We start from the raw sequence: 25,424 nt of genomic DNA on the forward strand, positions 1-25,424 counted from the left end.
GCCACGTCGCGAGCATCCCCCACGAATTGGGGGCGAGTGCTCACTCCACCAACGACTGCGTCCCGAGCACGATCGCCAGCGCCAACCGCTCCGCGTCCACTGACCCCGGCACCGCCGTGTACGCCAGGATCCGCAGGTCCTCCGGCCCGACGACCAGGGTGTCGCAGTCGAGCGTGATGAGCCCGACGTCGGGGTGGTCGATCACCTTGCGGCGGGCCGTCTCGCCCAGGGTCGTCGCACCGGAGTCCCACAGCTCGACGAACCGCGGGCTCGCCGCCCGCAGGTCCCGCACGAGCTGCTGCAACTGCCGGTCGAGCGGGTAGCGGGCCGCGGTCATCCGGAGTCCGGCGACCAGGTTCTCCTCGAACGCCGCCTGTTCCGCGGGCGTGTGCACGGCCCGGCTGCCGGATCCGACCAGGTGCCGCCAGGCGGTGTTGCGATCGTTCCCGCGCATCCCGCCGATCGGCCCCATCAGGGCCTCGTGCGGAGCGTTGGTCACGAGCAGGTTCCCGGCGGCGTCGAGCACCGCGACCGGGGTGTCCGCCAGCCGGTCGAGCAGCCGCTGCACGCTCGGCGGGATCCGCGACGGTACGACGTCCGCGCCCGGGGCCGCGTGCCCGGCGAGCCGGTACAGCAGCTCCCGTTCGGCGTCCGAGACCCGGAGGGCACGCGTCAGCGCCTCGACCACCTGGGCGGACGGCGACGTCGCGCGTCCCTGCTCCAGGCGGGTCAGGTAGTCGGCGGAGATCCCCGCGAGGCCCGCGAGTTCCTCGCGCCGCAGCCCGGCCGCTCGACGCCGCGGCCCGACGGTCATGCCGGCGGCCGCTGGTGTGACGTGGTCGCGGAGCCGTCGCAGGGTGTGCCCGAAGTCCGTGTCCGCCATGCCACCAGTCTGCGCGCGACGGGCGACCCGGTCCTGGCCCTGCCGGTCCTACGACAACCGGGCGACTCCCTGCGGTCGCCGCCGAGCACGACGCTGAACCCATGACAACGACACTCATCACCGGCGCCACCCGTGGCCTCGGCAAGGAAACCGCCCGCCAGCTCGTCGCAGCCGGCCACACCGTCTGGATCGGCGCTCGCGACGCCGACCAGGGAGCGGCCGTCGCCGTCGAGATCGGCGCCCGCTCCGTCCAGCTCGACGTCCGCGACGACGACTCGGTCGCCGCAGCCTTCGCGCACATCGACGCGAACGGCGGCCTGGACGTCCTGGTCAACAACGCCGGCATCGCGATGTGGGGCCTGAACGGTCCGGACGCGCTTGCCGTCTTCGACACGAACGCCGTCGGCATCGTTCGCACCACCGAGGCCGCGCTGCCGATCCTGCGCCGATCGGCCAGCCCCCTCGTCGTCAACGTCGGGAGCGCGCTCGGCTCGTTCACGGCGGTCCACGACCCGGACAGCGCGGCGTCGACCGTGCAGGCCGCGGTCTACGGCGCGAGCAAGTCGGCCGTCTCGATGCTCACGGTGCAGTACGCCCGCATCGCACCCGAGGTGCGCTTCGTGGTCCTCGAGCCCGGCTACACGGCGACCGAGCTCGGTGGGGTGCCGAACCCGCACGGTCGGCCCGTCGAGGTGAGCGCGGCGACCGTCGCGGCCGCCGCGAGCGTGGGCACGGAGGGCCCGACCGGCGTGTTCCTGGAGGACGGCCAGACGCTCGGATGGTGACGAAAAGACGGCCTGGAGGCTCGTGGCGGTGCCGCCACGAGCCTCCAGGCCGTCATCCGGTCGCGTCTACAGCAGCTGCCGCGCGTTGGTCGACGCGAGGTCCAGCAGCTCGTCGCCGCGACCGGACAGCACCGTGCGGATGGCGTAGAGCGTGAAGCCCTTCGCCTGCTCGAGCGTGACCGCTGGCGGCATCGACAGCTCCTGCCGGTTCGCGCGCACGGAGACGAGCGCGGGCCCGTCGTGCGCGAGTGCGGCGGCCATGGCGTCCTCGAAGTCGTCGGAGACGTCGACCTTGAAGCCCTTGATGCCGATCGCCTCGGCGACGGCGGCGAAGTCCGGGTTCTGCAGCTCGGTGCCGTAGTTCACGAACCCGGCCGCCTTCATCTCGAGCTCGACGAAGTTGAGCGACGAGTTGTCGAACACGACGATCTTCACCGGCAGCTTGTTCTGCACGATCGTGATGAGCTCCCCGAGGAGCATCGTCAGCCCGCCGTCGCCCGCGAGGGCGATCACCTGGCGGTCCGGGAAGGCCGTCTGCGCACCGATCGCCTGCGGCACCGCGTTCGCCATCGTGCCGTGCACGAACGACCCGATCAGGCGACGCTTGCCGTTCATCGTCAGGTAGCGCGACGCCCACACGACAGGGGAGCCGACGTCCGGGATGAACACGGCGTCGTCGGCGGCGATCCGGTCGAGCACACGAGCGACGTACGGCGGGTGCAGCGGCTTCTTCCGGCCGGCGGGGACGGCGAGGTCGTCGAGCTTCTCGCGGGTCTTCCGGTAGTGCTTCAGGGCGTTGTCGAGGTGCGTCGTCGGGTGCGAACCGGTCAGCAGCGGGATGAGGGCGAGTGCGGTGTCCTTCACGGTGCCGACCAGGCCGATGTCGACCGGGTGCCGCCGACCGAGCTGCGACCCACGGATGTCGACCTGCACGTGCTTCGCCTTGGCCGGGAAGAACTGCTGGTACGGGAAGTCGGTGCCGAGCATGAGCACGACGTCGGCGTCCTCCATCGCGCGGTACCCGGACGCGAAGCCGAGCAGCCCGGTCATCCCGACGTCGTAGGGGTTGTCCCACTCGATGTGCTCCTTGCCGCGCAAGGCGTGCACGATCGGGGCCTGCAGCCGCTCGGCGAGCGCGACGACCTCGTCGTGCGCTCCGGCGACGCCCGCACCCGCCAGGATGGTGACCTTGTCGGCACCGTTCAGCAGCTCGGCGGTGCGCTGCAGCTCGGCTTCGCTCGGCACGATCCGCGGCGTCGTGCGCTCGATGCGCGTGGTGCGGTCGTCCTTGGCCTCGGCGAGCAGGACGTCGCCCGGGATCACGAGCACGGCGACCCCGCGCTTCTCGACGGCCTCGCGCATCGCGATCTCGAGCAGGCGGGGCATCTGCGTCGGGTCGGCGACGTACTCGACGTAGACCGAGCACTCGCGGAACAGCTCCTGCGGGTGGGTCTCCTGGAAGTAGCCGGAGCCGATCTCGGCGGTGGGGATGTGCGCGGCGATCGCGAGCACCGGGACCCGCGACCGGTTCGCGTCGAACAGGCCGTTGATGAGGTGCAGGTTGCCCGGGCCGCAGCTGCCGGCGCAGACCGCGAGCTCACCGGTCAGTTCGGCCTCGGCGCTCGCCGCGAAGGCGGCGGCTTCCTCGTGGCGGACGTGCTCCCACCGGATCGTGCCGTCCTTGCGCAGGGCGTCGGTGAAGCCGTTGAGGGAGTCCCCCGGCAGGCCGTAGACGCGGGCGACGTCGTTCTTGCGGAGGGTGGCGACGATGTTCTCGGCAACGGTTGGCATGCGTCCTGTCTACTCGCGGACGGCTGCGCTGAGTGCTTTCAGAGGCTCGCCGGGCCCGTGGTCGGGCCGGGGCTGGGACGATGGTCGGATGACCGACGCGCCGCAGCTCCGCCCCCGCCGACCGGGGCCCGACGCGGACGGCATCCTCGAGCCGTCGCCCTACCCGCTCGTGTCGGTCGCGATCGCGGTCATCGCGGTGGTCGTCATCACGCTCGTCGGGTTCGCCCTGGGCACGGTCGACCTCGGGCTCTCGAAGTCCCTGAACGCCCTGCACACGGGCGCGGTCGGGGCGTTCACCACCGCGGTCTACCACGTCATCAGTCCCGCTCCGGCGATCGGGATCACCGTCGTCGTCGTGGCCGTGATCTGGTGGCGCACCCGGAGCCTCCGCCCGGCCCTGGCCTTCGGCGGCACGATCGCCGTCACCTGGGTCCCCTCCGCGGTCGTCAAGGAGATCGTGCACCGCGCTCGGCCCGACGTCGCCGTGCTGCCGCACCCGTTCCCGGTGCAGCCCGACCCCGGCTACCCGAGCGGGCACACCGTCTACATCACGGCGTTCGTGATCGCGCTGATCTGGCTGCTGCGCGAGACGCGGTGGCACCGGCTCGCGCTGACGCTCGGGGTCGTCGCGATCGTGGTGGTGTTCTTCTCGGTGTCGATCGACGCGGTGCACTACCCGACCGACGCGGCGGCCTCGATCCTGTGGGCACTCGCCGTCGCCCCGGGCGTGCGGGTGGTGTGGGTCGACTGGCTGATGCCGCGGATCCCGTTCCTGCGCCCGGGGCGGTAGCCGACGGGGCGTTCGGGTCGGCTGCCGACCCGGAACGACGTCCTCGTCGTCGTGCGACGTCGATGACGTCGTTCCGGGTCGGGCCCGACCGGGTCAGGCGAGGCGGGTGCGCCCCCGGGCGACGAGCAGCGCCACGACGGCGACCACGGCGGACGCGAGCATCACGACCGCCAGTGGCACAGCCGTCGCCGAGCCACCGATGCTGACGAGCGGCGACACCAGCGCGGCGAGCCCGAACTGCAGCGCACCGAGCACGGCCGACGCGCTGCCGGCAGCAGCGGGGACCGCACCGAGCGCGAGCGCCGTCGCGTTGCCGAGCACAAGGCCGAGCGAGCCGACCGCGGTGAACAGCGGGACGGCGAGCCAGAACACCGGCGCCGAGAAGACGACGAGCAGTGCGAACACGACCGTCGACGCGAACACCAGGGCGATGCCGAGCGACAGCACGCCGGTGACCGAACGGGTCTCGGTGAGCTTGGCGGACACGATGCTCACACCCATCAGGGCCAGCGCGTTCAGCCCGAACGCCAGGCCGTAGCCGACGGTGCCGAGCCCGATCATGTCCTGGTACAGGAACGGCGAGGCCGAGATGTAGGCCATCATCACGGCGAACGCGAAGCCGAACACGGCGATGTAGCCGAGGAACGTGCGGGAGCGCAGCGCGCGGAGCGGCGAACCGGAGCCCTTGCGTTCCTCGCGCAGCACGTCGCGGTGGGCCTTGAGGTGGGTCTCACGGATGACGGCGAGCACCGCGACGAGCATGACCACCGACAGGCCGAGCACGATCGACAGCAGTCCGCGCCAGCCGATCGGGCCGGTGAGCAGGCCGCCGAGCAGCGGTGCGACGACGGGGGCGACCCCACCGACGATCATCATGAGCGAGAACGCGCGGGCGGCGGGCTTGCCGGTCGCCAGGTCGGAGATGACCGCACGGCTGATCACCATGCCGGCGGCGCCACCGAGTCCCTGCAGGAGTCGTGCGGCGATGAGCACGCCGATGTTCGGGGCGAAGACGGCGGCGACGCTCGCCAGGACGCACAGTGCCGCGCCGGCGATCAGCGGCGGCACGCGGCCGAACCGGTCGGACAGTGGCCCGAAGACGAGCTGGCCGGCCGTCACGCCGACCAGGAACGCGGTCAGTGTGAGCTGCACGGTGGTGGCGCTCGCACCGAGTTCGGTCGTCATCTGCGGGAACGCCGGCAGGTACAGGTCGGTGGCGAAGGGGGCGACGGCGCTGAGCAGGCCGAGCACCAGCAGCAGCGGGGTCGTGATGCCCTGCTGCCTGGTCATGGGTGTCGCGACGTGCGCGCGGATGGTTCCGGTGTCCGTGGTCATTGTTATGAAAGCATAACTCATTGCCGATCCTCGGTACAGTACGGACATGCACTCCGCTGTGTCCGACCACGTCCTCGCCGACCTCGCCGACGTCGTGCTCCGGATCTCGCGGGAGATCGACCCGCACGGTGCCGGGGCGCTCGACATCGTGCCGCTCACCGGGACCGAGGCGCTCGTGATGCGCTGGGTCGACCGCAACCCCGGCACCTCGCCGAGCGCGACGGCGGAGGCGACCGCACTCCAGCGCAGCAACCTCAGCGTCGCGCTGCGGTCCCTCGTGTCGAAGGGGATGGTCGAACGCCGGCACGACCCGGACGATGCGCGGACCGTGCAGCTGCACTCGACCGACCTGGCGCGGGAGAGCATCGGACGCCTCCGCGCGCACTGGGCCGGCAAGCTCCGGGACGCGCTCGGCGACGACGACGGGGTGTCCGATGCGGTCGCGCTGCTCGACCGCATCGACCACGGACTCCGCGGGGTCTAGTCCTGCGGCGCGTCGTCCTCGATCGGGAGCAGTCGACGAGCGCCGTGCCCCTCGTCGCCGAGCGTGTCGCCCGGGTTCACGACCGAGCACGCACCGAGCGAGACGCAGCCGCACCCGATGCACTGCGTCATCTCCTGCTGCAGCCGCTCGAGTTCGAGTTGGCGGGCCCGCAGTCGCGCACGCCACCGTTCGTTCAGTCGGTTCCAGTCGCGCAGGGACGGCATCCGGTCGGCCGGCAGCGTGCCGAACTGCTCGGCGACCTCGCTGAGCGGGATGCCGAGCCGCTTGGCCACCTGGATGATCGCGATCCGGCGTTCGACGTGGCGCGGGTACATCCGGGTGCCACCGTCGGTGCGCTCGGGTCGGATCAGGCCCTTGCGCTCGTAGAAGTGCAGGGCCGACGCGGCGACCCCGGTGCGGCGGACGATCTCGCCGATCGGCAGCAGGTCGGTCGGACGCGGCGGCTGGATCTCGACCATGGTCGAGATCTTACGGCGGGCGGACGGGAGGCGCGGGGCGGGCCCGCCACGGGCCTCCCGTCCGTCAATCGGCCGGGTCTACCGCTGCTGGAACGACTCCCAGAGCAGGAACGCGGTGAACAGGACGAACGGCGTGCACGCGACCACGTTGAGCCACCGGTGCTCGACGACCACCGCGACGAACTCGCGCAGGAACGCGCTCGGCACGTAGTACGGCGCCGTGCGTGCACCGACGACCTGCGCCGGCAGGTCGAGCCGCCGCGCCAGGGTGGCGGCGCGGAGCACGTGGTAGTCGTTCGTGACCACGACGACCTGACCGTCCCGCCCGGCCCCGGCCTGCACGCCACGCGAGAACCGCAGGTTCTCGCGGGTGTTGCGGGACTCGGTCTCGGGCAGGACGTCGTCGGGCTCCGCGCCGTTCGCCAGCAGGTACTCCGCCATCGCCGTGCCCTCGGCGCGGGGTTCGTCGTCCCCCTGCCCTCCGGAGGGGATGAGCAGCGGCCGACGCCCGGCGGCTCGCTCGGCGCGGTACACGACGAGTGCGCGGTCGAGGCGGCTGCGGAGCAGTGGCGGCACCTCGCCGCGGATCAGGCCGGAGCCGAGGACGACGATGGCGTCCGGCACGGTCCCGTGACGCATCCGGCCGTAGACGACCGAGTACACGGCGAACGCGACGAGCGACACGGCGAAGTACCCGCACACGAACACCATCAGCACGGCGACCGCGATCCGGGTGCCGTCCCAGAGCGTGAACCCTGCGCCGCTCGCCGACACGAACAGTGCGATCGCCACCGCGGGCAGCACGAAGACGAGCACCCCGGCGAGCAGGGAGAGCGTGTTGCCGAGGCTGCGCCCCTCGGAGCGGAGCATCCGGAACCCGTTCGCGATGAGGGCCACGCCGAGCACGACCACCGCGAGCGGCACGAGCAGCAGCACGGTGCCGACGACCAGGCTGAACCCGGGCACCACGAGCGTCAGGGCGGCCACGGCCGTGGCGAGCGCGAAGAACGCAGCGGCCGTCAGGAACACCCCGTTGCGGAGCATCCGCGGGTCCCGCCGCCTGCTCACGACGTACAGCAGCAGGAAGACCAGCGCGAAGACGGCGGGCGCGCCCACAGCGGTCATCGGGCGGCCGAACGGAGCGCGGTCATGCGCTCCACGCTACCGGTCGATGGTCAGGAGACCGCCCGGCGGATCAGGTCGGCGACGGTCGCTTCGTCCGCCGCCGAGAACTCCGGCGTGATCGCCCAGGACGTCGGCCAGAACGACCCGTCGTCGAGCGCGGCCGAGTCCTGGAACCCGAGCGTCGAGTAGCGGGCCTTGAACTTCGCGGCGTCCTGGAAGAAGAACACCGCCTTGCCGTCCTTCGCGTAGGCGGGCATGCCGTACCAGAGCTTCGGCGCGAGCTCGGGCGCGACCTCGAGCGCGATGCGGTGGATGCGTTCCGCGAGCCCGCGGTCCGGCTCGGGCATCTCGGCGATCTTCGCCTCGACCGCAGCGGCGTCCGCTGCCGCCTTCTCCGCCTTGGTGCCCTTCGTGCCGCGCGTGCGTCTGACCTCGGCGGCGTGCTCCTGCATCGCCGCGCGTTCCTCGTCGGTGAAGGTGCCCTCGGTCTTCGTCGTCCGTGCCATCGTCGTGCCCTTCCGTGTCGGTGGGACGATCATGCACCCGATCACGCTCGCTGCGCTCGTCCGACGGCGCTGGTGGCAGGCTCGGACCATGACCTACATCGCCAGCGACGATCGCTACGACTCCATGACGTACCGCCGCACCGGCCGCTCCGGCCTCGACCTGCCGCTGCTCTCCCTGGGGTACTGGCACAACTTCGGCGACGACGTGCCGTTCGAGACGCAGCGCGCGATCAGCCGTCGGGCCTTCGACCTCGGCATCACGCACCACGACCTCGCGAACAACTACGGCCCGCCGTACGGTGCCGCCGAGGTGAACTTCGGGCGCCTGATGCGTGAGGACTTCCGCCCCTACCGCGACGAGATGGTCGTGTCGACCAAGGCCGGCTGGGACATGTGGCCGGGGCCGTACGGGCAGGGCGGTGGCTCGCGCAAGTACGTGCTCGCCTCGCTCGACCAGTCCCTGCAGCGCACGGGCCTGGACTACGTCGACGTCTTCTACTCGCACCGACTCGACGCCTCGACCCCGCTCGAGGAGACGATGGGCGCGCTGCACACCGCCGTCCAGCAGGGGAAGGCGCTCTACGTCGGCATCTCGTCCTACGACGCCGACCGGACCCGGCAGGCCGCTGCGATCCTGCGCGACCTCGGTACCCCGCTCCTCATCCACCAGCCGTCGTACTCGATGCTCAACCGCTGGATCGAGACCGAGGGCCTGCTCGACGCCGCGGGCGAGCTCGGCTTCGGCGTGATCGGGTTCACCGCCCTGGCGCAGGGCCTGCTCACCGGCAAGTACCTGGAGGGGGTCCCGTCGGACTCGCGCGCCGCCGCCGGCAAGTCGCTCGACGCGTCGAGCATCACGCCCGAGGTCGTCGGGCACCTCCGGGCGCTGGACGACGTGGCCTCGGCCCGCGGGCAGTCCCTGGCGCAGCTCGCCCTGGCGTGGGCGCTGCGTGACGACCGGGTGACCTCGCTCGTGATCGGGGCGTCCAAGGTGTCGCAGCTCGAGGACAACGTCGCGGCGCTGGCGAACACGTCGTTCACCGACGAGGAGCTCCGCACCATCGACGAGCACTCGGTCGGCATCACCGACGTCGACCTGTGGGCGGGAGCGCGTGCCGGCGAGGTCTCCTGACCGCAGGGGCTACCGGCGGTCCGGCCCGGCGCCCACCGGCGTGCGGCCGCGCAGTCGCTCGCGGCTGAGCGCCGGCAGCGCGAACCCGGTGTCGCGCTCGAGCACGTGGGTGCCCGGCGCGACGATGGCGTCGATCGCGTCGAGCAGCCCGTCGTCGAGGACGATCTCGGAGGCCTGCACGTAGGCGTCCACGTGCGAGACGGTGCGCGGTCCGATCACCACGGAGGACACGTCGGGGTGGGTCAGGGCGAAGGCGACCGCGAGCTCCGACACCGTGAAGCCGGAGTCGTCGGCCAGGCGTCCGAGCCGGTCGGCGACCTCGAGCTTCCGACGGTTCCGCGGTGCGCCGATGTCGTACGCGTCCGGGTGCTCGTCGACGTGCGGTGAGCGCGGTTGGACGGTGCCGGCGCGGTACGTCCCCGCGAGCCAGCCGCCGGCGAGGGGTGCTCCTGCCAGCACCCCGAGGCCGAAGCGACGGGCGATCGGGAACACCGTGCGCTCCGCCGTGCGGGTGAGGACCGAGTAGGGCACGTGCGTCGCGGTGGCGCTCTTCGAGCCGGACCGGAGCCACTGCGCCTCGACGAGTTCCTCGGCGGGGAACCCGGGGATGCCGAAGGCGCGGATCTTGCCCTGCGCCACGAGGTCGGCGAGGGCGTCGAGCGTCTCGTCGAGCGACGTCGCCGGGTCCGGCAGCGCCGGCTGGTACAGGTCGATGACGTCGGTGCCGAGCCGCTGCAGGCTCCGCTCCACGGCACGGAACATCCACCGCCGCCCGTTGCCCCGGTGCGCCGGGTCGTGGTCGACGGGGGCGCCGAACCGCACCGACAGGAACACGTCCTCGCGCCGACCCGCGATCGCCGCACCCACCGCGGTCTCGGCCAGGCCCGCGCCGTCGGCGTCCGAGACGTCGACCGACGTCACGCCGCGGGTGAGGGCCTCGAGCACGAGGGTGACGCCGGCCGACGGGTCGTGGGCCGCGACGCCGGCGACGGCACGCGTCCCGAGCGTCAGCGAGCTGACGGGCGCCCCCGTGCGCCCCATGCGTCGCTGTTCCATGCGCGCCACGATATGGGCCGGGCGGGACGCGGGACCCTCCGGTGACGAAGCATTACCCCTGGCCCGGACCGGAACGATTGGTACGATGGGTGCAGTTCTGAAACACGCAGTGTGTATCTACCGGCCGCCGGCTCCCCGGCGGACAACGGCGGCACCCGATGGGTCCGCCCCCACCGAACCGGGCCGGGCCGAGAAGGCACACCCCCATGCTCCACACCAGTCCCACCCCGTCCGCGCCCGCCGCGGACCGCACGGACACCGCGACCGCCGGAGACGCCTCGCTCGTCTCCCTCGCCGGACGCTGGTACTTCCCCGTGGCGTTCATCGCCCGTCTGCCCTTCGCGATGATGGTCGTCGGGGTCCTCACCCTCGTCGTCGCCGCGCGTGACTCCGTCGCCCTCGGCGGCGTCAACTCCGCCTCGGTCGGCATCGGTGCCGCGGTCTTCGGGCCGCTCGTCGGCGCCGCCGCCGACCGGTTCGGCCAGCGTGCCGTGCTCGTCCCCGTCGGCCTCGTCAACGCGGCGCTGCTCGGTGCGTTCCCCTTCGTCGTCAGCGGCAGCGCTCCCGACCTGGCCGTGCTCGCGATGGCGTTCTGCATCGGGGCGTCCGCGCCCCAGGTCGCGCCGATGTCCCGCACCCGGCTCGTCGCGATCATCGCGCAGCGCATGCAGCCGGCCCGCCGCGAGAAGACCCTCAGCGGCACGATGGCGTACGAGTCGGCCGCCGACGAGACCGTCTTCATCATCGGACCGTTCCTGGTGGGCATCCTCGCCAGCGCGATCGCCCCCTGGGTGGCCGTCGCCGGTGCATCGGCGCTGACCTTCGTGTTCGTGACCGCGTTCGCGTTGCACCCCACCGGCAAGCTCGTGCTCGGGCAGCACGAGGAACTCACCCAGGCGCCGGCCCGTCAGCTCCTGCGCCCGCGGCTCGTCGTCGTGGTCGTCGGGATCCTCGGGATCGGTCTGTTCTTCGGCTCGACGCTGACGTCGCTGACGGCGTTCATGGAGACCCACGGCGAGGCGTCCCAGGCGGGCCTGCTCTACGGCCTGATGGGCATCGGTTCGGCCGGGCTCGCCCTCGGGTCCGCCGCGTTCCCACGGTCGTTCGGCCTCGGCTGGCGCTGGCTCGTGTTCGGGGTCGTCCTGCTCGGCGGTGCGATCGCGTTCTCGCAGGCGGACTCCGTCGTGGCGGTCGGCATCGTCCTGGCGATCATGGGCGTCGGGATCGGCCCGACCCTGGTCGCCCAGTACAGCCTCGGTTCGGACCGTTCACCGGTCGGCCGCTCCGCGACCACGATGACGATCCTGGGGTCCGCCGTGATCGTGGGGCAGTCGATCGCCTCCGCCGTCACGGGCGACCTGGCGGAGCAGCACGGCACGTCCGTCGCGATGGTGCTCCCCGCGGCCTCGGCAGCGGTCGTCGTGCTGGCGGCCGTCGTCAACCTGCTGCTGCGTCGCCGTTCGGCCGTCTGACCGTCAGGACTCGGTGTCGTCGACCAGCAGGTCCTCGTGCCGGTAGTCGTCCGCCCGCAGCCCGGCGCGGGCGATCATGTGCGTCGAGACGGGCACCAGGAACAGCTGGAACACCATGATGGGCAGGACGACCCAGAACGCCGTCCAGGTCCCCACCGCGACCACGATCGCGGCCAGGGCGAACGCGAGTCCGAGCACCTGCGGCTTCGCCATGGCGTGCAGGCGGACGAGCGGGTCCGGGAACCGGACGATGCCGACCCCCGCACCGAGGGACAGCACCGAGCCGACCAGCAGCAGGGCGAGTGCGATCCACGCCCGCACGCCGGCACCGTCGAGGAACGCCTGGATGATCTCGGTCACGACTGCTCCTCTTCTTCGACGGCGTGCTCGGGGGTGGTGGCGGTGAGCCCCTCGTCCGACGGGTCCGACGACGGGGTGACCGCTCGGGCCACCGCGATGGTGGCGAACACGCTCGTCGCGGCGATGACCACGAGAACGGGGATGCCGGTCAGGTCGCGCCGGACCACCATCGACGCGGCGATCACGACGAGCACGGTCGTCAGGACCATGTCCGATCCGATCATCCGGTCGAGGATCGTCGGGCCGCGCACGATCCGGAACACCGCGAGTGCCAGGGTGGCGCCGAGCAACGCCAGGACGAGGGCGATGCCGATCCCCATGACGACGACGGCGGCGCTCATCGGGTGACCTCCGGCAGCGGTTCGGACAGTTCGGCGACGTCCTGCTTCGACCCCAGGGCGCGGATGACCATCGCCTCGATGCCGACGGCCTCGCGTCGGGCCGCCTCGACCTGTTCGACCCGCTCGGTGTCGAGCACGTGCAGCAGCAGGCGCCGGCGCCGGAGGTCGACGTCGGCGACGTACGATCCGGGCACCAGCGAGATCGCGAGCGTCGCCAGCGTGAAGGTCATCTCGGCGGTGGAGTGCAGCTGCACGAGCGTGATCGAGCTCCGGCGGACGCCCCGCGGCCGGAACGCGACCCAGGCGACCCGGAAGGACGCCACGACGACGAGGCCGGACCACACCACCAGGAACCGGACCGCGTGCACGATCGAGAACCGCGCCGACAAGGGGACGGGCGGGAGCGGCAGCGCCTGGGTGACCAGGAGTGCGACCACGATGCCGCACAGCAGCGTCAGCGGAGTCCACGAGCCCCAGAGCAGGGCCCACAGGACGGTCAGGCCGGCGACGAGCGGGACGTCGTACCGCCACGCCACCGCGATGCGGCGGGCGTTCGCGACGTGTCGGGTGTCGGTGTTCACCGGTCACCCCCGAGGACTGCCTGCACGTACCGGTCCGGTGACTCGAGCGACTCCGCTGCGCGGGTCGCGTAGCCGTAGAGCGGGCCGGCGACGACGGTCAGGGCGACGGATCCGAGGACCGCGACCGTCGTCACGCCGACGAGCATGCGCGGCAACCGGACCTTCGTCGGCGCCTCGCCGACGGTGGCGGTCGACCCGGTGGTCGGACGGGAGGCACTGCTCGCGTGGGGTGCGTCGGTGACCGTCACCGAGCCTCCCGGGTGGAAGGCCTCACCCGTCTCCTCGGAGACCGTCAAGGGGGCGGGTTCCGGCGACCGCAGGTGGGCGTGCGGCTCGGCGGTCGTCGCGTGCGGCGCCGCGGCCTCGGCCGCGGGCTTCGGCCGCCAGAAGGCGGCGTCCCACACGCGCATCAGCGCGTAGAGCGTCAGGAGCGACGTGACCACACCGGCGGCGATCGTGAGGTACGCCATCGGGGAGCCGTCCTCGGCGGCGGCGCGGAACAGCCCGAGCTTGCCGATGAAGCCCGAGAACGGTGGGATGCCGCCCAGGTTGAACGCGGGGACCAGGTACAGCGCCGCCAGCAGCGGAGCAGCCTTCAGCAGGCCGCCGAGCGAGCGGGTCGACGTGGTCCCGCCGACGCGTTCCATCAGGCCCGACACCAGGAACAACGTGGTCTGCACGACGATGTGGTGGACCGTGTAGAACACCGCGGCCGCCGTTCCCGTGACCGTGCCGAGTCCGACGCCCATCACCATGAAGCCGATGTGGCTGATGAGCGTGAAGGACAGCAGCCGTTTCACGTCGGTCTGGGACACCGCGCCGAGCACCCCGACCACCATCGTCAGCACCGCCACCACGAGCAGCACGGTGTTCAACTGCGGCCCGGGGAAGATCACCGTCTCGAGGCGGATGATCGCGTAGATGCCGACCTTCGTCAGCAGGCCGGCGAAGACGGCCGTGACCGGGGCGGGAGCGGTCGGGTACGAGTCCGGCAGCCAGAACGCCAAGGGGAAGACCGCCGCCTTGATGCCGAACCCGATGAGCAGCATCGTGTGCAGGAGCAGCTGCACGTGCTCGGGCAGCTCGGCGACGCGCTCGCTGATCTGGGCGATGTTGACGGTGCCGGTCGCGCCGTAGACCAGGCCGATCGCGGCGAGGAAGATCGCCGACGCGATCAGGCTGGTCACGATGTACGTGGTGCCGGCCCGGACGCGCTGTTCACTGCCGCCGAGGGTGATGAGCACGTAGCTCGCCACGAGGAGCATCTCGAACGCGACGTACAGGTTGAACAGGTCACCGGCGATGAACGAGTCCAGCACACCGGCGGCGAGGACCAGGTAGGTCGGGTAGAAGATCGTGACCGGCGCCTCGCCGTCGTCGGCCGCGAGCCCCTGACCGATCGAGAACAGCAGGACGATGAGCAGCACGCTCGCGCTCACCGTGAGGAGCAGGGCGCTCAGACGGTCGACCACGAGCGAGATGCCGTACGGGGCGTCCCAGCCGCCGACCTGCACGACGATGGTGCCGTGGTGGTCGACGAGCACCATGAGGGTCGCGGCGACGGCCAGGGCGACGACGAGCACCACGACGGTGATCGCCCGCTGGAGCTTCTGGTGACGCAGCAGGCCGAGTGCGACGGCTGCGCCGAGCAGCGGGACGAGGACGAGGAGCGGGACGAGCCAGGTCATCGGGTCGCCTCCTGTTCTGCGTCGGTGGTGGTCTCCGGGTCTTCGTCGGCGGGTTCGTCGCGATCGCGTCCGATGGCGGCGTCCGCTTCGTCGACCTCGACCTCGTCGGCGCGGGACAGCTGCCACGAGCGGTGGATGAGGGCGAGCAGGAACGCGCTGACGGCGAAGGTGATCACGATCGCGGTCAGGGCGAAGGCCTGGGGGAGCGGGTCGGTGATGCCCTCGGCGGACTTGCCGATCGGCGGGTTGCCGGCGGCGCCGGACATCACCAGCAGGAGCAGGTTCAGGGCGTTGCCGAGCAGCAGGAAGCCGAGCAGCATCCGGGTCAGGGAGCGTTCGAGCAGCAGGTAGACGCCGCAGGAGAACAGCACGGCCATCGCGATCACGAGGACGAGGGTGACGGTCATGTGGCGCTCCCTTCCGGGGTGGGTGCCTCGAGGGTGTCGCGGACGGACCCCCCGGTGGTGTCGCGGGAGGGCGCCCCGGCGTCCTCGAGGCGTTGCCGGTCGACCTCGGCGCCGAGGCTGCGGAGGACGTCGAGCACCAGGCCGACGACGACCAGGTAGACGCCGATGTCGAAGAACGTGGCGGTGACGAACTCGACGTGGCCGAGGATCGGGACGGTCGCCTCGAAGAACTCGGAGTACAGCGCCTCGCGACCGAAGAACAGCGGCACGATCGCGGTGATCGCCGCCGTCGCGACGCCGAGCCCGAGCAGTCGACCGGCGCGGACCGGTGCTGCGGCTCCGAGCTCGGCGGGGCCGCCGGCCAGGTAGCGGGCCGCCAGGGCGATGCCGGCGACGAGGCCACCGGCGAAGCCGCCGCCGGCCGCGTTGTGCCCGGCGAACAGCAGGTACACCGACAGGACGATGAGCCCGTGGAACAGCAGCCGGACGACCACGTCGAGGAGTGCCGAGCGGCCGGTCGGGATCGCGGCGCTCGTCGGCAGCCAGGCGCGCGGTTCGCCGTCGGTGCGCTGGCCGTCGGCCGTCAGGGTCTCCGGCAGGTCACGGAGGCGCGGCAGCGTGTCCTCGCGGGAGTTCACGAAGATGAGGCTCGCGACGCCCGTCGCCGCGGCGACGACGACGGTGAGCTCCCCGAGGGTGTCCCACCCGCGCAGGTCGACGAGGGCGACGTTGACGACGTTGAGGCCGTGCCCGAACGAGCTCGTGAGCGCCGGCAGGTCCGGCCAGATCGGGTCGGCGGTGCGTGCGGACGCGGCGACGATGACGACGATCGCCAGGGTGAGGCCGGCGAGGCCCGCGAAGAGCGCACGGACGATGCGGAACCGGCTCGGGTTCGTCGTCGCGATGCGCGGGGGGAGCCGCCGCAGCACCAGGACGAACGCGATGAGGGTGACGGTCTCGACCACGAGCTGGGTGAGCGCGAGGTCGACGGCACCGTGCAGGACGAACAGGACGGACATGCCGTAGCCGGTCACGCCCACCAGGACGGCGGCGGCGAAGCGGGTCTTCGCGGTGAGGACGGCGATGGCGCCGACGGACATCACGATGACGACCGGGATCTGGCCCCACGAGTCGGAGAACCGGACGTGGAACTCCCACGGCCCGCCGAGCACGAGGTTCGCCAGCGCTCCCGCGACGAACACCGACAGGATCACCGTCAGGTAGTAGGGGAGCGAACCGCGCTGGACTCCCGCGGTCAAGCCCGTCGCGAAGCGGTCGAGACCCCGCATGAGGTGCCGGTACGTGCCGGAAGCGCTCGGGAACCCGGCGAGCCGGTGCTGCAGTGCTTCGACCGGTCGTCGCAGGGCGAACAGCGCGAGACCGCCGACCAGGGTGACGGCCGAGATGCCGAGTGCGGGTTCGAGGCCGTGCCAGAGCGCGAGGTGGGGGACTTCCTCGCCGGAGAGCGATGCCACCGTCGCCGCGGGCTCGATGCCGTGCGCGACGACCGGCGTCAGCAGGCCGAGGGCGAGACCGGTCAGGGCCAGGATCGACGGCACCACGCCCAGGCCGTGCAGGGCGTGCGGTTCGGTCTGGGCGACGTCGGGCTTGCGGGCGAACGCGCCCCAGAAGAAGCGGAGCGAGTACGCCACCGTCAGCACCGAGCCGAGCGTCACACCGACCAGGGCGAACCACGCCCAGCCGGCGTCGGGGCCGTGCAGGGACTCGGTGAAGCCGGTCAGCACGGCTTCCTTCGCGACGAAGCCGATCGTCGGTGGGATGCCGGCCATCGACACGAGTGCGAGCGCGGCCACGACGGCGAGCCACGGTGCCTTCCGGCCGAGGCCGCTCAGGCGTCCGAGGTCGCGCGTGCCGGTGGTGTGGTCGATCGCGCCGACGACCAGGAAGAGGGTGGACTTGAACGCGGCGTGCGCCACGAGCAGGGCGACCCCGCCGAGCGCCACCGCGGGCGCGCCCCACCCGGCTGCGAGCACGAGGAACCCCAGCTGCGCGACGGTGCCGTAGGCGAGCAGGAGCTTGAGGTCGGTCTGGCGGAGCGCGCGGTAGCCGCCGATGAGCATGCCGAGGACACCGAGCACGGTGATGGTCTCGCGCCAGCCGTCGAGCAGTGCGAAGGCCGGGGCGAGCCGGGCCACCAGGTAGATGCCCGCCTTCACCATCGCCGCGGCGTGCAGGTACGCGCTGACCGGGGTCGGCGCGGCCATCGCGGCCGGGAGCCAGAAGTGGAACGGCACGATGGCCGACTTCGTGAGCGCACCGAGCAGGACCAGGACCACGGAGACGGTGACGATCGGACCGGTCGGCGGGGCGGCGATGATGCCGGAGAGCGAGGTCGTGCCCGCCGCGACCGACAGCACCACCAAGCCGGCGAGCATCGCCAGGCCGCCGGCGGTGGTCACGACGAGTGCCTGCATCGCGGCGGCACGGCTCGCGCGTTTGTCGGCGTCGTGTCCGATGAGCAGGTACGAGAAGACCGTGGTGGCTTCCCACAGGACGAAGAGCACGATGACGTCATCGGCGAGGACGAGGCCGAACATCGATCCGGCGAACGCGGTCAGCACGCCCGCGAACCGGCCGATCCCCGGTTCGTCCCGCCCGAAGTACGCGGCGCAGTACACGAGCACGAGCGCCCCGACGATCGACACCACGAGTGCGAGCACCCACGACAGGGCGTCCATCCGCAGTGTGATCTCGAGGTCGAGCTGCGGGACCCACCGGTGTCGTTCGACGACGCTGCCGTGCAGGGCCGCGTCCGTCTGCAGCACCGTCAGCACGGCGGCGGCTGCGGGTGCGAGGGCCGCGACATAGAACACGCGGCGGCCGAGGACGGGCGTCAGGGCGGGGACGATCAGGGCGACGATCGCGAACGCGACGAGGACGAGGACCATCGGGCACCTCCTCGGGGTCGGGCTGCAGTCCGGCTCACTGGGCCCTCACAGCCTACGAAGAGCGGCATGTGGAGAACCTGTGCGACCGGACAGGCTGCTCGCGCTCGGTCCACACTGTGAACACCACTCTGCCCGTGCTCCCGGCGGGCTGTCCGGCCCGCGTCGCCCAGTGGCAGCGCGGAGCGGATGCTGCGCTGAACCCTCAGCGGCCGTGCGCGCGCGACGGGATCTGCGTCGCGAGCTTGCCGCCGGAGACGTCGAGCAGGGTGCCGGTGATGTACGCCGAGGCGTCACTCGCCACGAAGACGAGCAGGTCGGCGACGTCGTCGGCGGTCTCCCACCGGCGCAGCGACAGTGTGTCGAGCAGGCGGTCCTGCGCCTCGGCCGGCATGGTGGCGAACCCGTTCATCGCGGTCGGGACCATGCCCGGCGCGTACGCGTTGACCGTGATGCCCCACGGGCCGAGTTCCGACGCGAGCACCCGGGTGAACGAGACGACAGCGGCCTTCGACGCGGCGTAGGCCGCGCTGCCGACGCTCGGCACGATCGCGGCGAACGAGGCGGCGTTGACGATCCGACCCCGTCCCGCGGCCTGCATCACCGGCGCGACGGCCTGGCTCATCAGGAAGGTGCCGCCGAGGTTGACGTCCATGCAGCGGCGCCAGGCATCCCACTGCAGCTCGGCGACGGTGCCCTCCACGTTGATGCCGGCGTTGTTCACGAGCACGTCGATCGTGCCGTGGCGCGCGACGACCTCGTCGACGGCGGCGCGGACGGACGCCGGGTCGGCGACGTTGCACACGACCTGGTCGAGCGGGAAGTCGGGCTCGAAGGCCAGGTCGAGGGCGACGACGCGGCAGCCCTCCGCGACGAACCGGTCGGCGAGCGTCCGCCCGATCCCGCGTGCTGCTCCGGTCACGACCACCACGCGGTCGGTCAGGTCGAGGTGCATCGTTGCTCCTGTCGTCGGTGCCTTCAATAGGCATACTATTCGAGCATGACGGATCAGCGTGTGCTCTGGGTCACGGGTGGGGGCAGCGGCATGGGGGCCGCGAGTGCCGAGGCAGCGGCACGTGACGGCTGGTCCGTGGTGCTCAGCGGGCGTCGCGTCGACCGGCTCGAGCAGATCGCAGGTGCCATCCGGGACACCGGTGGAACAGCAGACGTCCTGCCCCTCGACGCGAACGACCCCGACGCGGTGGCAGCCGCGCGGGACACCGTGCTCGAACGGCACGGCCGACTCGACGGGCTCGTGCTGGCGGCCGGGCTCAACGCCCCGCGACGCCGGTGGGCCGACCAGTCGCTGAACGACTTCCGCGCGATCGTGGACACGAACCTCACCGCCGTCGTCACGCTGGTGGACGCCACGCTGCCGGCACTCCGCGCTGCCGGCGGCGTGGTCGTGGTGGTGTCGTCGTACGCCGGGTGGTCCTTCCAGCCCGGGGCAGGTGTCGCGTACTCCGCGAGCAAGTCCGCGCTCGCGTCGGTCGTCCGGACGCTCAACCAGCAGGAGGCCGAGCACGGCGTGCGCGCCACGCACCTGTGCCCGGGCGACGTCGCGACCGACTTCCTCGACCAGCGGCCGGAGGTCCCCGACGCGGCCGCCCGACAGCGCATGCTCCAGCCGGAGGACGTCGGGCGGACGGTCGCCTTCGTGCTCGGGGCGCCGGCGCACGTGCGCATCGACGAGCTCGTGCTGTCGCCGGTCTCGCAGCGGTGACGAGCACCTTCGAGCGGGTCCTCGACCAGGTCGGGGCCGCCGTCGTCTCCGGTGAGGTCGCCGTGGGCAGCCGCCGGAGCGTCGACGACCTGGTGATCTGGACGGGCGCCAGTCGCAGCATCGTCCGCGAGGCGGTCCGCGTCCTCGTCGCCCTCGGCCTGCTCACCGCGCGGCGCCGGGTCGGCGTGACCGTCCTCGGCGTGCGGGAGTGGGACGTCCTGGACCCGCGCGTGGTGCGGTGGCGGCTGCAGGGTCCCGACGGTGACCGCGTGGCGGTCGAGCTCCGCGAGCTGCGTGCGGCGGTCGAACCCGTCGCCGCTGCCGCAGCGGCCCGACGGGCAGCGCTCGACGAGTGCGCGGACCGACGGGAGGCCCTCCGCACCACCGCGGACGAACTCGCCGCCGCCGCGACCCGCGACGACCGCCTCGGCTTCGTGATCGCGGACGTGCGGTTCCACGCGCTCGTGCTCGACCTGTCCGGCAACGCGCTGTACCGACGACTGCACCAGGTCGTCGGCCAGGTGCTGCGCGAACGCGGGAGCATCCGCCCGGACCGCCACGACGTCGGCCTCCACCTCGCACTCGCCGATGCCGTCCTCGACGGTCGCCCGGACGAGGCGGCCTCGACGATGCGGGCGATCGTCGACCGCACGTGAACGGGGAGCCCCGGACCTGCGAGGATGGACCCGGCGCGCCCCTCCGGTGCCCGTGGAGGGTGAGTCGTGGACGCAGCACAGGACCTGGTCGTCCAGCTCGTCGGTACCCCGTGGGCGTTCTTCGTGGTCGGCCTCGTGCTCGCCGTGGGCAGTGTCGCGGTCTTCCTGCCCAGCCAGGCACTCGTCGTCGCGATCGGCACGCTCCTGGTGGGCGGTGACGGCGGCCTCCTGTCGGTCCTCTTCCTCGTCGTCGCGGCCTCGATCGGCATGGTCCTCGGCGACCTCGGGCTGTACCACCTGGCGCGCTCGGTCGACCTCGGCTCGCGGTCGTGGTTCGCGCGTCCGAAGGTCCGTGCGGCCCGGGACGCCATCGAGGGCCGCTACCGTGCCGCTCCCGGGCGCATCGCGGTGCTCGGACGCTTCATCCCGATGGGCCGGCTGACGACGAACCTGGTCGGCGCGGACAGCGGGCTCGACCTCCGGCGGTTCCTGGTCAGCTGCGTGCTCGCCGACGTCGTGTGGGCCGCGTACTGCGTCGGCATCGCCTCGGCCACCGGGCGCTGGAGCCGCGAGCAGCCCTTCCTCGTCACGACCCTCGCGGTCGTGGCGTCGATCCTGCTCGGCCTCGCGATCTCCGCGATCGAGAAGGCCGTGCGACGTCGCAACGAGGCGGCGGCCGCGGCCTGACGAACGTAGGGTGGGCACACCGTTCGAAGGAGAACCCGTGCTGCTCGACGACCTCGTACCGGACCCTGACGCGCTCGAGCGCATCGCCACCGGCAGCACCTGGGCGGAGGGGCCCTGCTGGATCCCGGCGACCCGCACCCTGCGGTGGTCGGACATCCCCGGGGACCGGATCCTGCAGTGGCACGCCGAATCCGGCGAGACGACCTCGTACGCCGACGGAGTCGAGTTCACCAACGGCCGGACCCTCGACCGCGACGGCAGCGTCGTCCAGTGCTCGCACGGGCTCCGGCGGGTGGAGCGGGACCGCGACGGCACGGTCACGCCGATCGTCGACGCCTGGGACGGCGGCCGGCTGAACTCGCCGAACGACGTCATCGTCGCCCGCGACGGCAGTGTGTGGTTCACCGACCCGGCCTACGGCATCACGCAGCCGCGCGAGGGGCATCCCGGTGTGCGCGAGTACGGCGACCACTGGACGTTCCGCTGCGGGCCGTCCGGCGAGGACCTGCGCCCCGTGGCGACCGACGTCGACGAGCCGAACGGCCTGGCGTTCGACCCGTCCGAGCAGGTCCTCTTCATCGCGAGCTCGTCGGGGGACGAACCGGTCATCCGGGCCTACGACCGCCGCGGTGACAACGGCGAGCTGCTCAAGAACGGTCGGGTGTTCGCGCGACTCGCGCCGGGCGAGGGCGCACCGGACGGGATCCGGGTGGACGTGCACGGCAACGTGTGGTCGTCGTCGCACCGCGGTGTCGTGGTGTTCGACCCGTCCGGCGATCGGATCGGCGAGGTGGCCGTCCCGGAAGTCACGTCGAACCTGTGCTTCGGCGGTGACGACGGCACCACGCTGTTCCTGACCGCGACGACCTCGGTGTACCGGATCGCCACGACGACGCGGGACGCTGCCGTATCCTGACTCGGCCATGCAGTGCGACTACTTCGACCGCGGGGTGTGCCGGTCGTGCACGCTCATGGGGCAGCCCTACGCCGACCAGGTCCTCGACAAGGAACTCCGCACCCGCGAACTCCTGCACGACGCCGTCGAGGCGGCCGGCGGCCCCGGAGCGGTCGCGTGGTCGCCGGCGATCACGAGTCCCGAGGCCGGGTACCGGAACAAGGCGAAGATGGTCGTCGGCGGCTCGACCGAGCACCCGACCGTCGGCATCCTCGACCACCGGCAGCGCGGCGTCGACCTGCGGCACTGCGGGATCTGCACGCCCGGCATCCGGCACGCGCTGCCCCTGCTCGCCGAGTTCGTCACGACCGCGGGGCTGATCCCGTACGACGTCGCTGCCCGACGCGGCGAGTTGAAGTACGTCCTGGTCACCGAGTCGCCCGACGGTGAACTGATGGTGCGGTTCGTCCTGCGGTCCGAGGGGCAGGTGGCGCGGCTCCGCCATCACCTGGGTGTGCTGCGTGACGCCCTGCCGAACGTCGTGGTGGTCACGGCGAACCTGCTGCCCGAGCACAAGGCCGTGACCGAGGGTGACCGCGAGATCGTGCTCACCGAGCAGGAGACGCTGCCGATGCGCCTCGGCGGGATCACGATGCACCTGCGGCCGCAGAGCTTCTTCCAGACCAACACGGCCGTCGCCACCGAGCTGTACGCGCAGGCCTCGGCGTGGATCGACGAGCTCGACCCGGCGTCGATGTGGGACCTGTACTGCGGCGTCGGTGGGTTCGCCCTGCACGCCGCACGGCCGGGTCGAGTGGTGACCGGCATCGAGACGAGTGCCGAGGCGATCCGATCGGCGAAGCAGTCCGCGCGCGAGGCCGGGCTGGAGGGTCTCCGGTTCGCCGCCGACGACGCCACGGAACACGCACTCCGTGCCCGGCCCGACGCCGTGCCCGAGCTCGTCCTGGTGAACCCACCGCGACGCGGGATCGGGGAGACACTGTCGACCTGGCTCGAGGGATCAGACGTGCAGCACGTCGTCTACTCGAGCTGCAACCCGGTGACCCTGGCCAAGGACCTCGCGCGCATGCCGTCGTTCCGACTGCGTCGCGCCCGGGTGCTGGACATGTTCCCCCAGACCGGCCATCTCGAGGCCGTCACCCTGTTGTCGCGGACGTGATCCGGGCCTCCCGGTCGTCATTGCCAGGGAATTGCCAAGGTGACGTACCCGGGTACGAGTCGATCACCATGGCCATGGGCATCGCGGCGTACAGGTTCACCACCGGGGGACATAGCACCAACGGGTAGAACCGTTTGTCTCGGTTTGATAACGACGAAGAGTTTCCTATGGTTGCCGACCGAGGTGCCGCCGGCCCGATGACCACTGCCCCCGGTGGCGCACCCCACAACTGACCGCGATCGGTCGGGGTGGGCAGTGGATTCCGCGTTCGAAGCGGCTCGTGACCCCGGTGGAGCAATCACATGAAGAAGCTTTCCCGTACCCGCACCATCGTCGGCGGCCTCGCGTTCGCCGGCATCGCCGCGACCGGTGTCGGCCTCGCGGCAACCCCCGCGAACGCTGCGTCCGGCTCGACTTGGGACGCCCTCGCGCAGTGCGAGTCCGGCGGCAACTGGGCCATCAACACCGGCAACGGCTACTACGGCGGCCTGCAGTTCAACCTCGGCACCTGGCAGGCGAACGGTGGTGTCGGCAGCCCCGCCGGCGCGAGCCGCGAGGCCCAGATCGCCGTCGCCGAGCGCGTCCTGGCCACGCAGGGCTGGGGCGCCTGGCCTGCCTGCTCCGCGCAGCTCGGGCTGAGCGGCACGAGCGGCGCCGCACCGGCCGCCGCCGCGCCGGCTCCGGCAGCCCCCGCCGCTCCGGCCCCGACGCAGCAGGCCGCACCGGCCCCGGCTGCCCCGGAGCAGGCCGCCCCGAGCGCTCCGGCTCCGGCACCCGCACAGGAGGCCGCACCGGCCGCCACGACGCCGAGCAAGCCCGCCGCCGTGAAGACGAGCGGCAAGACGTACACGGTCGCCTCGGGCGACACGCTCGACACCATCGCCACCAAGCTCAAGATCGACGGTGGCTGGAACAAGCTGTGGGCCGCGAACACGTCGACCATCGACGACGCGAACCTGATCTACTCGGGCCAGGAGCTGCAGCTCCCCGCCTGATCGTCCCAGGACGAACACGACGACGCCCCGCGACCTCCGTCGCGGGGCGTCGTCGTGCGTGGCGCGTGTCGGGACGGGCGGGAGCGCTACTGCGGGTTGTCGGCCAGCCAGGCCGCGACGTCGTCGGAGCGCAACGCCTGTGACAGCGAGCCGACCGCCAGGTCGTTGAGCGTGACGACGGACTGCCCGTCCGGCGAGGTCCCGGACCCCGCCGTGGGCACCGTGAAGGTCGTGAGGTCGTCCGTCCGGACGTCGCGCAGCGACCACCCGAGGCCGACCAGGGTGGGGAACGAGAGCCCGGCGTCCACGGCGAGGTGCTCGCTCGTCGCGGTGACGAAGTCCTGGATGCGCCCGGGGTCGGTGACCGTGCCGCGGGAGAGCAGACCGTTCACGACGCCGCGCATGAACGCCTGCTGGTTCCGCACGCGCGTGTGGTCGGCGTCGGCGAACGAGCTCCGCTCGCGGACGAAGGCCAGGGCGGCGTCGCCGTCGAGCCGGTTCGGCCCGGCGACGAAGTCGTGACCGCCCGCGGAGAACGCACGGCCGGAGTCGACCGTGACGCCGCCGAGGGCGTCGGTCATGCCCTTGAAACCCGTGAAGTCGATCTCGGCGACGTGGTCGACGCGGACGTCCAGCAGCTGCTCGACGGTCTGCACCGTGAGCGGGACACCGCCCCACGCGTACGCGGCGTTGATCTTGGCGTGCCCGTGACCCGGCACGTCGACCCACGAGTCGCGCATGATCGACATGAGGTAGACCGCTCGTCGATCGGCCGGGACGTGCGCGACCATCAGGGTGTCCGACCGACCGCCCGCGGTCCGGTCCGCATCGCCGCTCGATCGCCGGTCCGAGCCGATCAGCAGGATGTTCTCCGCGCCGTCGGTCGTCGTCGGGCGTTCGCCGGCCGGGAAGGCATCGGTGATCGTGTCGGTGTGGGTGTCGAAGCTGCGCGCCAGGCCGCCGACGAAGACGCTCGCCACGACGGCGACCACGGTGGCGATGCCGACGAGCGAGCCGATCGTCGCGATGAGGGCGACGAGGAGGGGTCGTCGGCGCTTCGGGCGGCGGGCGGTCCGTGCTGCGGTCTCGGCGGCCTGACGGGCCGCCCGTCGTTCGGACATGCGGGACTCCTGCGGATTCGGTCGGCCGTGCCACCGACCGATCCAT

Annotated in this window: 26 protein-coding genes; 11 read left to right on the forward strand and 15 right to left on the reverse strand. The window is 71.9% G+C overall.

Annotation, left to right across the window (positions count from 1 at the left end):
* Positions 1–40: 40 nt before the first annotated feature.
* On the reverse strand, positions 41–883 hold the full coding sequence (locus ACGH48_RS01320; protein WP_396289906.1) for a helix-turn-helix transcriptional regulator: 843 nt from the start codon (positions 881–883) through the stop codon (positions 41–43).
* Between the two features lie 101 nt (positions 884–984).
* On the opposite strand from ACGH48_RS01320, the gene ACGH48_RS01325 reads away from it, so the two are divergent.
* Positions 985–1,668 carry an SDR family NAD(P)-dependent oxidoreductase gene (locus ACGH48_RS01325; protein ID WP_396289907.1) on the forward strand — a complete coding sequence of 228 codons (684 nt, stop codon included), beginning with the start codon at positions 985–987 and terminating at the stop codon, positions 1,666–1,668.
* Between the two features lie 66 nt (positions 1,669–1,734).
* Here the strand turns inward: ACGH48_RS01325 and poxB are convergent, their stop codons facing one another.
* Positions 1,735–3,459: a ubiquinone-dependent pyruvate dehydrogenase gene (gene poxB, locus ACGH48_RS01330; protein WP_396289908.1), complete on the reverse strand. Its 1,725-nt coding sequence runs from the start codon at positions 3,457–3,459 to the stop codon at positions 1,735–1,737.
* 88 nt (positions 3,460–3,547) lie between these two features.
* Here poxB and ACGH48_RS01335 point away from each other — a divergent pair, with 88 nt between their 5' ends.
* Entirely contained in the window at positions 3,548–4,249 is a 702-nt protein-coding gene (locus ACGH48_RS01335) for a phosphatase PAP2 family protein (RefSeq protein WP_185021253.1), read from the forward strand.
* 93 nt (positions 4,250–4,342) lie between these two features.
* Here the strand turns inward: ACGH48_RS01335 and ACGH48_RS01340 are convergent, their stop codons facing one another.
* Positions 4,343–5,584, reverse strand: coding sequence for a multidrug effflux MFS transporter (locus tag ACGH48_RS01340; RefSeq protein ID WP_396289909.1), 1,242 nt, complete (start codon positions 5,582–5,584; stop codon positions 4,343–4,345).
* Positions 5,585–5,630: 46 nt separating this feature from the next.
* On the opposite strand from ACGH48_RS01340, the gene ACGH48_RS01345 reads away from it, so the two are divergent.
* Positions 5,631–6,068 (forward strand): MarR family winged helix-turn-helix transcriptional regulator, encoded by a 438-nt coding sequence (locus tag ACGH48_RS01345; RefSeq protein ID WP_260232947.1) that lies wholly within the window; start codon positions 5,631–5,633, stop codon positions 6,066–6,068.
* Here the strand turns inward: ACGH48_RS01345 and soxR are convergent.
* The 3 genes from soxR to ACGH48_RS01360 form a co-directional block, all read right to left on the reverse strand.
* Positions 6,065–6,547: a redox-sensitive transcriptional activator SoxR gene (soxR, locus tag ACGH48_RS01350; protein WP_111085894.1), complete on the reverse strand. Its 483-nt coding sequence runs from the start codon at positions 6,545–6,547 to the stop codon at positions 6,065–6,067. The two genes, ACGH48_RS01345 and soxR, sit on opposite strands and share 4 nt — an antisense overlap.
* A 78-nt stretch (positions 6,548–6,625) precedes the next feature.
* Entirely contained in the window at positions 6,626–7,672 is a 1,047-nt protein-coding gene (locus ACGH48_RS01355; RefSeq protein ID WP_396289911.1) for a YdcF family protein, read from the reverse strand.
* A gap of 50 nt (positions 7,673–7,722) precedes the next feature.
* Positions 7,723–8,178 (reverse strand): iron chaperone, encoded by a 456-nt coding sequence (locus tag ACGH48_RS01360; protein WP_396289913.1) that lies wholly within the window; start codon positions 8,176–8,178, stop codon positions 7,723–7,725.
* Positions 8,179–8,266: 88 nt separating this feature from the next.
* Between ACGH48_RS01360 and mgrA the strand changes: the two genes are divergently transcribed.
* Entirely contained in the window at positions 8,267–9,310 is a 1,044-nt protein-coding gene (gene mgrA / locus ACGH48_RS01365) for an L-glyceraldehyde 3-phosphate reductase (RefSeq protein ID WP_396289915.1), read from the forward strand.
* 9 nt (positions 9,311–9,319) lie between these two features.
* Here the strand turns inward: mgrA and ACGH48_RS01370 are convergent, their stop codons facing one another.
* Complete coding sequence (locus ACGH48_RS01370) at positions 9,320–10,366, reverse strand: aldo/keto reductase (protein WP_396289916.1); 1,047 nt, start codon at positions 10,364–10,366, stop codon at positions 9,320–9,322.
* A 206-nt stretch (positions 10,367–10,572) separates the two neighbouring features.
* On the opposite strand from ACGH48_RS01370, the gene ACGH48_RS01375 reads away from it, so the two are divergent.
* The gene (locus ACGH48_RS01375; RefSeq protein ID WP_396289917.1) at positions 10,573–11,838 is read left to right on the forward strand and encodes an MFS transporter; all 1,266 of its coding nucleotides are present in this window, start codon (positions 10,573–10,575) and stop codon (positions 11,836–11,838) included.
* 3 nt (positions 11,839–11,841) lie between these two features.
* On the opposite strand, the gene ACGH48_RS01380 is transcribed toward ACGH48_RS01375, so the two are convergent.
* The 7 genes from ACGH48_RS01380 to ACGH48_RS01410 form a co-directional block, all read right to left on the reverse strand.
* Positions 11,842–12,198 (reverse strand): cation:proton antiporter, encoded by a 357-nt coding sequence (locus ACGH48_RS01380; RefSeq protein WP_396289919.1) that lies wholly within the window; start codon positions 12,196–12,198, stop codon positions 11,842–11,844.
* Complete coding sequence (locus ACGH48_RS01385; protein ID WP_222659222.1) at positions 12,195–12,539, reverse strand: sodium:proton antiporter; 345 nt, start codon at positions 12,537–12,539, stop codon at positions 12,195–12,197. The genes ACGH48_RS01380 and ACGH48_RS01385 overlap by 4 nt, the downstream gene beginning before the upstream one ends.
* A complete protein-coding gene (locus ACGH48_RS01390) occupies positions 12,536–13,120 on the reverse strand; it encodes a Na+/H+ antiporter subunit E (protein WP_123310848.1) in 585 nt (194 codons plus the stop codon). Before ACGH48_RS01390 ends, ACGH48_RS01385 begins: the two co-directional genes overlap by 4 nt.
* Positions 13,117–14,808 carry a Na+/H+ antiporter subunit D gene (locus ACGH48_RS01395; RefSeq protein ID WP_396289920.1) on the reverse strand — a complete coding sequence of 564 codons (1,692 nt, stop codon included), beginning with the start codon at positions 14,806–14,808 and terminating at the stop codon, positions 13,117–13,119. Before ACGH48_RS01395 ends, ACGH48_RS01390 begins: the two co-directional genes overlap by 4 nt.
* Entirely contained in the window at positions 14,805–15,215 is a 411-nt protein-coding gene (locus tag ACGH48_RS01400) for a Na(+)/H(+) antiporter subunit C (RefSeq protein ID WP_123310844.1), read from the reverse strand. The genes ACGH48_RS01395 and ACGH48_RS01400 overlap by 4 nt, the downstream gene beginning before the upstream one ends.
* On the reverse strand, positions 15,212–18,124 hold the full coding sequence (locus tag ACGH48_RS01405; protein WP_396289921.1) for a Na+/H+ antiporter subunit A: 2,913 nt from the start codon (positions 18,122–18,124) through the stop codon (positions 15,212–15,214). The genes ACGH48_RS01400 and ACGH48_RS01405 overlap by 4 nt, the downstream gene beginning before the upstream one ends.
* 202 nt (positions 18,125–18,326) lie before the next feature.
* A complete protein-coding gene (locus tag ACGH48_RS01410; protein WP_123310837.1) occupies positions 18,327–19,076 on the reverse strand; it encodes an SDR family NAD(P)-dependent oxidoreductase in 750 nt (249 codons plus the stop codon).
* A gap of 45 nt (positions 19,077–19,121) precedes the next feature.
* Here ACGH48_RS01410 and ACGH48_RS01415 point away from each other — a divergent pair, with 45 nt between their 5' ends.
* The 6 genes from ACGH48_RS01415 (at position 19,122) to ACGH48_RS01440 (ending at position 24,257) form a co-directional block, all read left to right on the forward strand.
* Positions 19,122–19,844 (forward strand): SDR family oxidoreductase, encoded by a 723-nt coding sequence (locus tag ACGH48_RS01415; RefSeq protein ID WP_260232946.1) that lies wholly within the window; start codon positions 19,122–19,124, stop codon positions 19,842–19,844.
* Positions 19,841–20,500 (forward strand): FadR/GntR family transcriptional regulator, encoded by a 660-nt coding sequence (locus ACGH48_RS01420; RefSeq protein ID WP_396289922.1) that lies wholly within the window; start codon positions 19,841–19,843, stop codon positions 20,498–20,500. Before ACGH48_RS01415 ends, ACGH48_RS01420 begins: the two co-directional genes overlap by 4 nt.
* 66 nt (positions 20,501–20,566) lie before the next feature.
* Positions 20,567–21,187, forward strand: a complete 621-nt coding sequence (locus tag ACGH48_RS01425) for a DedA family protein (protein ID WP_396289923.1) — start codon at positions 20,567–20,569, stop codon at positions 21,185–21,187.
* Positions 21,188–21,224: 37 nt separating this feature from the next.
* Entirely contained in the window at positions 21,225–22,103 is an 879-nt protein-coding gene (locus ACGH48_RS01430) for an SMP-30/gluconolactonase/LRE family protein (protein ID WP_396289924.1), read from the forward strand.
* A gap of 7 nt (positions 22,104–22,110) precedes the next feature.
* On the forward strand, positions 22,111–23,262 hold the full coding sequence (rlmC, locus tag ACGH48_RS01435) for a 23S rRNA (uracil(747)-C(5))-methyltransferase RlmC (protein ID WP_396289925.1): 1,152 nt from the start codon (positions 22,111–22,113) through the stop codon (positions 23,260–23,262).
* Positions 23,263–23,564: 302 nt separating this feature from the next.
* Entirely contained in the window at positions 23,565–24,257 is a 693-nt protein-coding gene (locus ACGH48_RS01440) for a transglycosylase family protein (RefSeq protein ID WP_396289926.1), read from the forward strand.
* 86 nt (positions 24,258–24,343) lie between these two features.
* On the opposite strand, the gene ACGH48_RS01445 is transcribed toward ACGH48_RS01440, so the two are convergent.
* Positions 24,344–25,378: an LCP family protein gene (locus ACGH48_RS01445; RefSeq protein WP_396289927.1), complete on the reverse strand. Its 1,035-nt coding sequence runs from the start codon at positions 25,376–25,378 to the stop codon at positions 24,344–24,346.
* Positions 25,379–25,424 lie beyond the last annotated feature (46 nt).

Origin of the sequence: Curtobacterium pomorum, from assembly GCF_044497295.1 — a bacterium.
Classification (GTDB): Bacteria; Actinomycetota; Actinomycetes; order Actinomycetales; family Microbacteriaceae; genus Curtobacterium.